At 44.2% G+C, this 11,968-nt stretch carries 11 protein-coding genes and 1 tRNA gene; 2 read left to right on the forward strand and 10 right to left on the reverse strand.

The genetic code is table 11. From position 1 onward, the window contains the following. Window positions 1-18 precede the first annotated feature (18 nt). From plsX to PGQ33_RS00960, 4 genes are all read right to left on the reverse strand, one after another. Complete coding sequence (gene plsX / locus PGQ33_RS00945) at window positions 19-1,044, reverse strand: phosphate acyltransferase PlsX (RefSeq protein WP_022219879.1); 1,026 nt, start codon at window positions 1,042-1,044, stop codon at window positions 19-21. A 141-nt stretch (window positions 1,045-1,185) separates the two neighbouring features. Next, window positions 1,186-1,368: a 50S ribosomal protein L32 gene (gene rpmF / locus PGQ33_RS00950; RefSeq protein ID WP_008372209.1), complete on the reverse strand. Its 183-nt coding sequence runs from the start codon at window positions 1,366-1,368 to the stop codon at window positions 1,186-1,188. Window positions 1,369-1,371: 3 nt separating this feature from the next. Then, entirely contained in the window at window positions 1,372-1,899 is a 528-nt protein-coding gene (locus PGQ33_RS00955) for a YceD family protein (RefSeq protein WP_055156626.1), read from the reverse strand. Between the two features lie 97 nt (window positions 1,900-1,996). Continuing rightward, window positions 1,997-3,184 (reverse strand): acetate kinase, encoded by a 1,188-nt coding sequence (locus tag PGQ33_RS00960; RefSeq protein WP_008372212.1) that lies wholly within the window; start codon window positions 3,182-3,184, stop codon window positions 1,997-1,999. Between the two features lie 200 nt (window positions 3,185-3,384). On the opposite strand from PGQ33_RS00960, the gene PGQ33_RS00965 reads away from it, so the two are divergent. Further along, the gene (locus tag PGQ33_RS00965) at window positions 3,385-4,683 is read left to right on the forward strand and encodes a tRNA(Met) cytidine acetate ligase (protein ID WP_270205074.1); all 1,299 of its coding nucleotides are present in this window, start codon (window positions 3,385-3,387) and stop codon (window positions 4,681-4,683) included. A gap of 75 nt (window positions 4,684-4,758) precedes the next feature. Here the strand turns inward: PGQ33_RS00965 and PGQ33_RS00970 are convergent, their stop codons facing one another. The 6 genes from PGQ33_RS00970 to polA are packed head-to-tail and all read right to left on the reverse strand — an operon-like array spanning window position 4,759 to window position 11,385. Continuing rightward, a complete protein-coding gene (locus tag PGQ33_RS00970; protein ID WP_008372222.1) occupies window positions 4,759-5,631 on the reverse strand; it encodes a DegV family protein in 873 nt (290 codons plus the stop codon). A gap of 17 nt (window positions 5,632-5,648) precedes the next feature. After that, window positions 5,649-7,013 (reverse strand): PFL family protein, encoded by a 1,365-nt coding sequence (locus PGQ33_RS00975; RefSeq protein ID WP_117556696.1) that lies wholly within the window; start codon window positions 7,011-7,013, stop codon window positions 5,649-5,651. Window positions 7,014-7,024: 11 nt separating this feature from the next. Continuing rightward, window positions 7,025-7,297: an ACT domain-containing protein gene (locus PGQ33_RS00980; RefSeq protein WP_117556694.1), complete on the reverse strand. Its 273-nt coding sequence runs from the start codon at window positions 7,295-7,297 to the stop codon at window positions 7,025-7,027. A 42-nt stretch (window positions 7,298-7,339) separates the two neighbouring features. Next, on the reverse strand, window positions 7,340-8,137 hold the full coding sequence (locus PGQ33_RS00985; RefSeq protein ID WP_270205075.1) for an MBL fold metallo-hydrolase: 798 nt from the start codon (window positions 8,135-8,137) through the stop codon (window positions 7,340-7,342). Window positions 8,138-8,157: 20 nt separating this feature from the next. Continuing rightward, window positions 8,158-8,748 carry a dephospho-CoA kinase gene (coaE, locus tag PGQ33_RS00990; protein WP_008372230.1) on the reverse strand — a complete coding sequence of 197 codons (591 nt, stop codon included), beginning with the start codon at window positions 8,746-8,748 and terminating at the stop codon, window positions 8,158-8,160. 12 nt (window positions 8,749-8,760) lie between these two features. Next, window positions 8,761-11,385, reverse strand: a complete 2,625-nt coding sequence (gene polA / locus PGQ33_RS00995) for a DNA polymerase I (RefSeq protein ID WP_211133787.1) — start codon at window positions 11,383-11,385, stop codon at window positions 8,761-8,763. A gap of 231 nt (window positions 11,386-11,616) precedes the next feature. Here polA and PGQ33_RS01000 point away from each other — a divergent pair. Beyond that, window positions 11,617-11,699 (forward strand) — tRNA-Leu (locus PGQ33_RS01000). Window positions 11,700-11,968 lie beyond the last annotated feature (269 nt).

The raw sequence follows: 11,968 nt of genomic DNA on the forward strand, positions 1-11,968 counted from the left end.
TCTTAATCCTTTCTGAGCTTATTCCTGTGCGGATTTTTCTTCCGCCTGAATACATTCTTTGATCTTTTCATTGATTCCTTCTTCTTTGAAGGTTACGCACTGCAAAATTGAATTGCAGACTTCTTTTGCCTTGGAACTGCCGTGTGTCTTTACTACCAGACCGGTGAGTCCAAGCAGTGGTGCTCCACCGTACTCACTTGCGTCAAAATCCTTCATAGTCTTTTTCAGCACCGGCTTAACCAGAAGTCCACCGATCATGCCGCGGAGATTCTGCTTCATACCACCTTTGATCTTGCTTACAAGAACCGATGCTACTCCTTCATAGAGTTTCAGGATCACGTTGCCGGTAAATGCTTCACAGACGATAACATCTGCCTGTCCGTGAGGGATTTCTCTCGCTTCGATGCTTCCGATAAAGTTAATATCCTTACATTCTTTCAGCATAGGAAAAGTCTCCTTAACCAGGGCATTACCCTTTTCTTCCTCAGCTCCGATATTGACGATCGCAACCTTCGGATTCTTGACTCCCATAATATGTTCCATATAGATCGAACCCATCTTGGCAAACTGCACCAGATGTGAAGGTCTTGCATCTACATTCGCCCCACAGTCGATCAAAATGGAGAATCCTTTTTCTGTCGGGATCAGCGGTGCAAGCGGTGGTCTTTCCACCCCTTTGATACGTCCAACCAGAAGCTGTCCCCCGGCAAGAACCGCACCGGAACTTCCTGCTGAAACAAAAGCGTCAGCTTCTTTATCCTTCACCATCTTAAGACCTACCACAATGGATGAGTCTTTCTTTCTGCGGATCGCCATAACCGGCGGTTCTGCTGTCTCAATTACTTCCGATGTATGAACAACCGAAATCTGTTCTTTATTATATGTGTACCCGGAAAGTTCCTGATTGATGACATCTTCTTTTCCGACCAGGATCACATGGATCGCATCTGACTTCCCGACCGCCTCGACCGCACCTTTGATGATCTCATGCGGTGCGTTGTCTCCGCCCATTGCATCGACAACAACTTTTGTTATTTCTTTCATACTGTTACCTCCCAGCATTACTAAACCAATTCTACTAGACATGACCGTAAAAATCAATAATATTTAGCAGATTTAGGAAAATTAGGAAAAAGAAAAGGAGTTAAGCAATACGCCTAACTCCTGTACTATAGCCTTTTTTAATTAGTTTTCTACAGTAACGATTTCTCTCTTGTTGTAAGATCCACAAGCTTTGCAAACTCTGTGTGGCATCATAAGTTCTCCACATTTGCTGCATTTCACCAGATTCGGTGCGCTCATTTTCCAGTTTGCTCTTCTCTTGTCTCTTCTTGCTTTAGAAGATTTATTCTTTGGACAAATTGACATAGGTTACACCTCCTTAAAATTCTTGTAAAGATCGCGGATAACTGACATTCTAGGGTCAAGACTGGTGTCTTCGCAGTCGCAGCTTCCCTCATTCAAGTTCTGACCACATACACTGCAAATCCCTTTACAGTCTTCGCTACATAGAACTTTCATCGGCCACCCTACTAAAATCTCGTTATAGAGCAGCTGCTCCACATCAAGATGATATCCGTCAATGTAATTCGCTTCATCGGATTCGCCATCATCTTCTCCGTCTGCCAGAGCTGTATTCACCTGCTTTTCAAAGGAAAGCGTGAAATCTGTCGGTACATCTGTAAGACATCTGTCACACGGAATGATTACCGTAAGACTTGTCTCACAACTGATATGAAGTTTTTTTTCGCCGGCATACTCGACATGAATATGCACAGGCTGTGTCCGGCTTACCGGAAATCTGCTTCCGTTCACCTTCACTTCTTTCATCTCAGTGCCGACCACTTCGTCAATGGACTTATGCGGTTCAGATAAGACTTCGGACAGGTCAATTAACATAATTCTTTCTCCTGTTCACACCTAAACTATTATACCATGTAAATTCTTTTTGTCAAGGATGATTTACAGATTTTAAGGTTTTTTCTAATTTCTTCTGTTATACAAGTGCAACTGTCTCTCTTGCAATTGCAAGTTCTTCGTTTGTCGGAACTACAAGAACTTTCACTTTGGAATCTGGTGTAGAGATTACGATCTCTTCTCCACGTTTTCCATTTGCTTCTTCATCGATTGTAATTCCAAGATATCCAAGATAGCTGCAGACTTTTGTTCTTACAAGTGCACAGTTCTCACCGATACCTGCTGTAAATACGATATTATCAACACCGTTCATTGCTGCTGTGTAAGCACCAACATATTTTGCTACTCTGTATGCAAATACGTCGATTGCAAGTTCTGCACGCTTGTTGCCTGCTTTTGCTGCTGCCTCAAGATCACGGAAGTCGCTGGATACACCGGATACACCTTCCACACCTGATTTCTTGTTCAGGACATTCATAATTCCTGCAATGTCAAGGTTTTCTTTCTTAGCAATGAATTCCATGATCGCCGGATCAATATCTCCGGAACGTGTTCCCATTACAAGACCTTCCAACGGAGTAAGTCCCATAGAGGTATCTACTGATTCTCCGTTAAGCACTGCTGAAACAGATGCTCCATTACCAAGATGGCATACGATCGTCTTTGTTGCGTTGTATGGTTTTCCAACAATCTCAGCTACTCTCTTAGATACGAAGCTGTGGCTTGTTCCGTGGAATCCGTAACGTCTTACTTTGTATTTTTCATAATATTCATATGGAAGTCCATACATATAAGCTTTCTCAGGCATTGTCTGATGAAAAGCAGTATCAAATACAACAACCTGTGGTGTGCCCGGCATCAGACTTTCACAAGCTTCGATTCCGATTAAGTTTGCCGGGTTGTGAAGTGGTGCAAGGTCATTGCACTCTGCGATCGCAGCTTTTACTTCCGGTGTTACAACTACAGATTTTGCAAACTTTTCTCCGCCGTGAACAACACGATGTCCGACTGCTCCGATTTCGTCAAGGCTCTTAACAACACCTGTATCTGCATCTGTCAGCGCGTCGATTACGAACTGGATTGCTTCTGTATGTGTAGGCATAGCCTTTTCAGATACATTCTTCTCTCCACCTGCCGGCTGATAGGTAAGTCTTCCGTCAATACCGATTCTTTCGCAAAGACCTTTTGCGAGAACCGCCTCCGATTCTGAGTTGATGAGCTGGAACTTCAGTGATGAACTTCCGCAGTTGATTACTAATACATTCATTGATGTTTCTCCCTTCTGGTACTAGAATTTTCTTTATTAGAACTCACACTCTATTCTTAATTATACTCCTTGCACACATTGTATACAAGTAATGTTATTTTTTTCACGTAATATTTTCCAGTACAATGTTTTTTGCACAAAAACTCTTTTTATAGTATAATCTTTTCACAAACAACACAAAGGAGATTTTAGTTAAAAGTATGAAAATCGTCGGTATCATCGCAGAATATAATCCGTTCCACAACGGACATCAGTATCATATAGACCAGGCACTTCAAAAAACGGGGGCAGATGCGGCAGTTGTCCTTATGAGTGGTGACTTCGTCCAGCGTGGCGCCCCTGCTATCGCACCAAAGCATTTGCGGGCAAAAGCTGCCCTTCTTGGCGGTGCATCACTCATTCTGGAGCTCCCGGTCCTTTTTTCCTGTGGCAGTGCAGAGTTGTTTGCAAGAGGTGCCGTTTCTATTTTTAACAGTCTTGGCTGTATTTCCTATCTCTGCTTTGGCAGTGAGTGTGGCGATATCAAAAAACTCAATCGGCTTGCCCGGATTCTTTCCGAAGAGCCAGAAGTCTACCGGCAGCTCCTGCAGGATGAGCTGCGAAAAGGCCGACCGTTTCCGCAGGCACGCCAGACTGCCCTAAGTGTCTATACAAAGGATCCGTCCCTTGCCGAAATCCTGTCTTCACCAAACAATACTCTTGGGATTGAATACTTAAAAGCGCTCTGGTATTTCAAAAGTCCGATCCAGCCTTTCGCGATTCCCCGCAAGGGATCCGGCTACAATGATACTGACCTCTGCGAAACCTTCAGTTCCGCAACTGCGATCCGCAACCGAATTCTGAATCCATCTTTACCAGAAGATGCTTTTTCATCCGTCGCAGGACAACTTCCGCCCGCTTCTTCAGATCTGCTGCGAAAGAATTACCAGTCCTCACTTCCGGTTACCCAGGATGATTTTTCGCTCCTGCTAAAGTATCGACTGCTCTGTGAGAGTGCTTCCTCTCTGACCGATTACCTTGATGTCAGCAAAGACCTCGCCAACCGGATCATCAATCAGAGAAATGATTTTGCTACCTGGAGTTCCTTCTGCGATCTTCTGAAAACCAGAGAGCTTACCTACACCCGGATCAGCCGCGCCCTGCTGCACATCCTGCTCGGCATAGAAAAGGACACCTTCCGACATGAGCCTCCTTTCTGTTTTGTAGAAGATTCCGGCAACATTTCCGGCAAAGCAAAAAAAGAGCGGTCATCCACATCCGCCCTTTATGCCCGCGTACTCGGTTTTCAAAAAAAAGATACTCAAATTCTTAAAGAGATCAAAGAGTATGCCACCATCCCTCTGATCACAAAGCTCGCAGATGCCAGAGATCTCACCTCCGCCACCCAGGTCCTCCTGAACCTGGACATTTTCGCATCAGACCTGTATGAATCCATAATTACCGAGAAATTTGGCACACCTTTTACAAATGAATACCAGAAGCAGTTGCAAATTATTTAACCCTTCCCCTTTGTCAAAAAGAGACTTTTTGCACACCACTACTACGCATGTTTGTGCAAAAAGTCTCTTTCTCATTTAGTTCACATGAAGAATTTTGGTAAGAGTCACCGCCCTGGCTCCAGGTCCGATATGGCATGCCACACTCAACGACAGTGGATCCATCCGGATTTCAAACTCCGGAAATGCTTCATGAAGCTCATCCAGCCATTCCTGTGCCTCCTTGCGGTCTCCTGTGTAAGCTGCATCCAGATACAGATCTTTTTTTCCATCACAATCTCCGAATTCTGAAGTACGAATCTCATTAATTGTCTTGATCATCGTCTTCTTTGCACTCTTCCATCCTCTTGACTTCGCAAACGCATCCAGCTTTTCTCCTTTAAGACGGAGAACTGGCTTCAGGTTCAGAACCGTTCCAATCGCTGCAGCTGCCGGTGTAAGTCTGCCGCCTTTCTTCAGGTATTTTAAAGTATCTACTGTAATATAGATATCACTGTCCCACTGGATCGCTTCTAACAGTTCTTTAATTTCTGCCGCGCTCTTTCCAGCATCTGCAAGCTTTTTCGCCTCTTCCACCGATCTTCGCTGCGTAACAGAAATCCGGTGATTATTTACGACCTGTACTTTTCCATCATAGTCCTGGGAAAGCATGATTGCAGTCTCACATGAACTGCTAAGACCGGCTGACATCGGAATATGCACAACCTCATCATATTCCTCCAGCGCCTTGTCCCACATATCCATTACATCTCCGGGAGCCGGTTGGGAAGTCTTAATATCTGCATCTCCTGCCAGTTTTTCATAAAACTCCTCCTGCGTGAGTGTGATATCCTCGTAAAACAACTCCTCATTGATATAGAATGGCATCGGAAGTACGTAAATTCCCATCTTCTTTCCTTCTGCCTGTGTAATTCCACTGTTACTATCTGTTACAATCGCAACTTTCCCCATGCTCTCTTTACCTCTTTCTAATTTTTAAAACTATGTATCGGTGCAGGAATTCTTCCCTTTCGATTCACAAATGCACTGCAGTCAAATTCATTGACCGGCATGATCGGCGCATATCCCAAAAGGCCACCAAACTCTGCCATATCTCCAACATCCTTTCCAACTACAGGTATCACACGAACCGCCGTTGTCTTCTGATTGACCATTCCGATCGCCATCTCATCCGCAATGATCCCGGAAATCGTAGTAGCTTTCGTCTTACCCGGAATAGCGATCATATCAAGTCCTACCGAGCAGACACAAGTCATCGCCTCCAGCTTTTCTATACAAAGAGATCCGGCATTGACTGCATCGATCATTCCTTTATCCTCACTGACCGGAATAAAAGCTCCGCTTAAACCTCCTACATAGGAAGACGCCATAACGCCACCTTTTTTCACCTGATCGTTCAGCATAGCAAGTGCTGCTGTTGTTCCTGGTGCGCCAACTCTCTCAAGTCCGATTTCTTCCAGAATCTCCGCTACTGAATCGCCAACAGCCGGTGTCGGTGCAAGTGACAGGTCAATGATTCCGAACGGAATACCAAGCCTTTTGGAAGCTTCTCCGGCTACAAGCTGACCAACCCTTGTCACCTTAAATGCGGTCTTCTTGATCGTATCACAAAGTTCCTGAAAACCCTCGCCACGACATTTTTCAATCGCTCTTTTTACAACACCAGGTCCGCTGACACCGACATTGATCACGGCATCTCCTTCGGTAACACCTAAAAAAGCCCCTGCCATAAACGGGTTATCATCCGGTGCATTACATAAAACTACAAATTTTGCACAGCCAATCGAATCCTTGTCCTTTGTCGCCTCTGCTGTCTCTTTTACAATCTCGCCGCAAAGACGGACTGCATCCATATCAATACCAGTCTTTGTCGAACCTACATTGACCGAACTGCACACACGCTCTGTCTTTGCCATTGCCATCGGAATGGAACGGATCAGGAGTTCATCGCTCTTTGTCATTCCCTTGGATACGATTGCAGAGTATCCTCCGATAAAGTTTACACCGACTTCCTTTGCTGCTTTATCCAGTGTCTCTGCGATCGTCACAAAATCCTCTGTTTTTTTGCAGGCTGAACCGCCAACAAGTGCAACCGGTGTAATGGAAATCCGCTTATTAACGATCGGAATTCCAAATTCACTTTCGATCTTCTCTCCTGTCGATACAAGATCCTTTGCAAGTGTTGTGATTTTTTTATATATCTTTTCATTCAGTCTGTCCAGATCTGAGTCAATACAGTCCATCAGACTGATACCCAATGTGATTGTTCTTACATCCAGATTTTCTTCTTCGATCATCTGGTTTGTTTCTACTACTTCGTAAAAATTAATCATAGCGGTTCTCCTTACACTCTGTGCATTTTTTCAAAAATCTCTTCTCTCTGACAATGAATATTGACACCGATCTGTAAGCCGATATCACGAAGTTCTACCGCTACGATATCCAGTTCTTTTTTTGAATTTTCCACATCTGCAACCGCCATCATATTAAAATACCCATCCACGATCGCCTGGGAAATATTTAAAATATTGATATTGGTCTCTGCCAGGTATGTACATACTTTTGCAATAATTCCTACCGAATCTTTACCGACTACTGTAATAATGCATTTCTTCATTCTGCCTGTCCTCCTGAATCCAATCCTGCATACTTTCTTTTTCTAAACCTCGATCACTGCAGACACCTGATCCCTTTTTGCAACTGCGATTGGTATCTCATCCCCCTTATACGGGTTCTGCCCCAAAGTGACCTCCAGCCTGACAGTCTCATACGCAAGTTCTTCGTAATTATTCTCCTTGCTCAAATGCCCCAGCAATACACTCTGCAAGTTATTGTGTAGTATATCACAAAGAAGCCGTCCTGACAATTCATTTGATAAATGTCCTCTGTCCCCAAGAACTCTCTGCTTCAGGTAGTACGGATAAGGACCGACTTCCAGCATATGTATATCATGGTTAGATTCCAACAGAACCGCGTTTAAATCCTTCAGGTTCTCTACCGTATATTCATCATATTTTCCAAGATCCGTTGCTACCGCGATCTTCTTTCCATCCTGCTCAAAGCGGTAGCCGCTCGGTTCATTTGCATCATGGGAAATAGCAAATGGATGCACATCAATATCTCCCAGCTTAAATTCTTTATCTATCTGGATTTCATGGTAAAGTCCTTCCGGCATTTTCCCGAGATTTTTATAATCACGGATTCCCCGAATCGTTCCCGGTGTTCCATAGATCGGGATCTCATATTTTCTGCTGAATACACCAAGTCCCTGAATATGATCTGCATGTTCATGGGTGATCAGGATTCCATCCAGCTCTTCCCCTTTTATTTCAAGTTCCTTTAAGCCTTCCTCAATTCGTTTTTTGCTGATTCCTGTATCTACAAGCAGATGCGTGTGATCGCTCCCCACATAAATACAGTTTCCGCTGCTGCCACTGGCAATGCTGCATAATCTCATCTTGTTTCTTCTCCCTGTTCTTAGCCTCTTCCCAGTGCCAAGTCTATCTGTTTTTCCGTTTCTTCAAAGGTTCCGCCATTTTCGATCACAAGATCCGAAACCGCTGTAAATGTCTCTTCCGACGGCTGATTTGCAAACACCGCATACATTTTTTCATCTGAATATCCGCGTGAACTTCTCAGTCGCTCCATCCGAATCTCCTGTGGCACATGAATATACCAGATCTCATCCAACATCTCACGATATACCGGTTCCGTAAGGAGTGCGGCTTCCAGAATAAAAAGCTCTTTTCCCTCTTCCTGCGCCTTCTGCATTTCCTCCCGGATCTTTTCATTGACCGCCGGATGCACGATCGCATTAAGCTTTTGCAGTTTCTCTGGCTGATCAAACACAATTCTGCCGAGAATTTTCCGGTCAATCGTTCCGTCCGGATTTAAAATTTCTTTCCCAAACGTCTCCACGACCTTCTGATAACATTTTTCTCCCGGAAGCTGTACCTGATGTGCCACCAGATCTGACTGGCAGATCACCGCACCGCACACTACACTTAAAAAGTCGAGTACTTTGCTCTTCCCGGAACCAATACCTCCTGTTATTCCTATTTTTCTCATATCTGTTTCCTTCTATTTTGCCTCATACCAATTTTTTCCACTATGCATGTCAATTTCAAGCGGAACGGAAAGATCTGCCGCATGCATCATGCCTTCTTTCAGGATCTCCCGCACTTCCTCTTCCTCTTCCTTCCATGTCTCGATCAGAAGTTCGTCGTGTACCTGCAGAACCAGCCTGGATTTCATGTTTCTCATGCGAAGCTCTTTGTCCACAGCGATCATTGCGATTTTCATGATATCTGCAGCCGTTCCCTGGATCGGAGAATTCATTGCCACACGTTCCCCGAATTGTCTCTGCATAAAATTGCTGGAAGACAGCTCCGGAACCGGTCTTCTTCTGCCAAATAAGGTCACAACATATCCCTGTTCTTTTGCATGAGCAACTGCATCATCCAAAAATTTCTTGATGCCCGGATAGGTTTCAAAATAACGGTCAATATATTCGGCCGCTTCTTTTCTCGTAATACTTAAATCCTGGCTCAGTCCAAAAGAACTGATCCCATAAACAATACCAAAGTTGACTGCTTTTGCATTTCGCCTCTGCAGATCGGTCACTTCATCAAACGGAGTATGAAACACCTGAGAAGCTGTGATCCGGTGAATGTCCTTTGCCTCCCGGTATGCTTCGATCAGTGCTGCATCTCCGGAGCAATGTGCCAGCACACGCAGTTCTATCTGCGAATAATCAGCATCTACAAACACATATCCCTCTTCCGGCACAAATACTTTACGGATCAGCCGTCCAAGTTCTACCCTCGCCGGGATATTCTGCAGGTTTGGCTCTGTACTGCTGATACGTCCGGTCGCTGTGACTGTCTGATTGAATTTTCCATGGATCCGGTGATCATCTTCATGAATAAACACGGCAAGCCCATCTGCATAAGTCGATTTCAGCTTGGCAAGCTGACGATATTCCAGGATTTTTGCCACGATCGGATAATCCGGTGCCAGCTTATCCAGTACGTCTGCTGCCGTCGAATATCCTGTTTTCGTCTTCTTTCCATTTGGGAGGGACAGATGTTCAAAAAGGACCACGCCCAGCTGCTTTGGTGAATTGATATTAAATTCTTCCCCGGCAAGCTCATAAATTTCCTTTTCCAACTGTACGATTTTTCCGCCAAGCTGTTCTCCATAGCTTTTCAGTTCTTCTGCTTCTACACGCACCCCATTCTGCTCCATGTGGAACAGAGTAAATACAAGCGGCATCTCTATTTCTGTAAAAAGCTTCCACATTTCCTCTTTTTTCAGCTTTTCTTCCAAAACTTCCGATGACGCAAATGCAGCATAGGCTTCATAACAGACCATTTTTTCCAGTTCTGTCTTCGGATCGATCATCAATCCAAGATGCTCCTGTGCCACATCTTCAAATCCATAATCATTTTTCAACGGATTCAGGAGGTAAGCTGCTACAATACTGTCAAAGCACTTCTCCTCTGCTGCTCCTTCTAATCCTTTCAGATAAGGCAGGGATGACTTCAGATCAAACACCACAAACCGTCCGGCATGCTTTGCCACATGTACAAGTGCCTCCAGAAGTTCCTCCATGCTGTATCCATTTCCTGCCGGAATACAGTAGATCTTCTCTTTTCCAAACGAAATTCCAATTCCACCTATCTCAGCATTTCCTGCAAACAGCGGAAGTACATTTCTGGTGTCTTTGTAAAGAACGGCTCCCACCGTCTGCGCTTTTTCTGCCTCCGCAAAGATTTTCTGAATTTCTTCTTTTCCCACAGCGATCACAAATGCATCTTCAATCGAATTCTCACTCTGCACATCAAAACGATTCAGCAGATTCTTGAACTGCAGTCTCTGGAAATAGACATAAGCTTCCTCTGTATAAAGATTTCCAAGCTTCGCCTCTTCCAGTTCATAAGCAAAATCCGCGTCTACATCGATTGTCGCCAGCACCTTACTCATTTGTGCCTGATCCCAGTATTCCACCAGATTTTTCGATGCTCTCGGCGGCTTCAGTTCGGATGCATGCTTGTAGGCATTTTCAATAGATCCGTATTCTACAATAATCTTGGTCGCCGTCTTTTCTCCGACTCCCGGCACCCCTGGGATATTATCTGAAGTATCTCCCATCAATGCTTTCACATCGATAAATTCTGTCGGTGTCACCTGGTATTTTTCTTTTACGTCCACTGCATAATAATTCTCGATCTCAGTTCCGGTCCGTTTTGTCTTCGGAATCCGGATCTCAACATGGTCTGTAGCAAGCTGGAGAAGATCTCTGTCTCCGGAAATAATGACCACTTCCATCCCCATTCGCTCGCATCTTTTGGACAGCGTTCCAAGAAGGTCATCTGCCTCCAGCCCTTCCTGCTCGATCGTCCGGATTCCCATAGCATGCAGAACTTCCTTCATCAACGGTACCTGCTGTCTGAGTTCTTCTGCCATCGGCTTTCTCGTCCCCTTATACGCCTCAAACATCTTATGGCGGAAAGTCGGCGCATGCACATCAAATGCAACGGTCAGATACTCCGGCTTTTCCTCCTCCAGGATCTTGAACATAATATTTAAGAATCCATATATTGCATTCGTATGGAGTCCTTCCGCATTTGTCAGATCCGGAAGTCCGAAAAACGCCCTGTTCAGAATACTGTGTCCGTCTATCAATACGATTTTGCTCATAATCAACTGCCTCTCTGTAAGTCTCATCACTTACTTCTATCTTTTCTATCTATTCGTTCAAATATACAACATCTCATTATGACATTTTTTTGATATATTTTCAATATTCCTAAATAAATCCATTTACAAATATTATATGAACAGGATCTTAAGAAATATATTTTCAAAAAATACTTGCGAACCAATAGCAAATATGCTATCATTATTTTCGGTTCTTATTGAATCTTTAGTTAAGCCGGCATGTCGGAATGGCAGACGAGGCAGACTCAAAATCTGTTGCGGGTGACCGCGTGCGGGTTCAAGTCCCGCTGCCGGCAGTTATCCAACATCCCTGAAGCCCTTATAAACCAAGGGTTTCAGGGATTTTTACATTCAGAGTGTTTGGTTACTTTTGATTACCTTTTTGATTACCTTTTTTGTTGACTTCGTCAATGTCGTTCCACATCAATCCTGAAAGTTCACCTACACGCATTTCGGTATAAAGGGCAAGCTCAACGGCATATGGAAGAATTTCAAGTGATGTGCTTTTTATTTTGTATTAAAATGTTTTCCATAATACCAGGGTCAAAAGGTCAGAAATCCTCTT

This window comes from Coprococcus sp. AM100_B19A (genome assembly GCF_027662015.1).
Classification (GTDB): Bacteria; Bacillota; Clostridia; order Lachnospirales; family Lachnospiraceae; genus Allocoprococcus; species Allocoprococcus comes.

Bases quoted from the DNA above. Each gene is read 5' to 3' on its own strand.
- plsX (WP_022219879.1), bottom strand. From the start codon at position 1,044: ATGAAAGAAATAACAAAAGTTGTTGTCGATGCAATGGGCGGAGACAAC.
- rpmF (WP_008372209.1), bottom strand. From the start codon at position 1,368: ATGTCAATTTGTCCAAAGAATAAATCTTCTAAAGCAAGAAGAGACAAG.
- PGQ33_RS00955 (WP_055156626.1), bottom strand. From the start codon at position 1,899: ATGTTAATTGACCTGTCCGAAGTCTTATCTGAACCGCATAAGTCCATT.
- PGQ33_RS00960 (WP_008372212.1), bottom strand. From the start codon at position 3,184: ATGAATGTATTAGTAATCAACTGCGGAAGTTCATCACTGAAGTTCCAG.
- PGQ33_RS00965 (WP_270205074.1), top strand. From the start codon at position 3,385: ATGAAAATCGTCGGTATCATCGCAGAATATAATCCGTTCCACAACGGA.
- PGQ33_RS00970 (WP_008372222.1), bottom strand. From the start codon at position 5,631: ATGGGGAAAGTTGCGATTGTAACAGATAGTAACAGTGGAATTACACAG.
- PGQ33_RS00975 (WP_117556696.1), bottom strand. From the start codon at position 7,013: ATGATTAATTTTTACGAAGTAGTAGAAACAAACCAGATGATCGAAGAA.
- PGQ33_RS00980 (WP_117556694.1), bottom strand. From the start codon at position 7,297: ATGAAGAAATGCATTATTACAGTAGTCGGTAAAGATTCGGTAGGAATT.
- PGQ33_RS00985 (WP_270205075.1), bottom strand. From the start codon at position 8,137: ATGAGATTATGCAGCATTGCCAGTGGCAGCAGCGGAAACTGTATTTAT.
- coaE (WP_008372230.1), bottom strand. From the start codon at position 8,748: ATGAGAAAAATAGGAATAACAGGAGGTATTGGTTCCGGGAAGAGCAAA.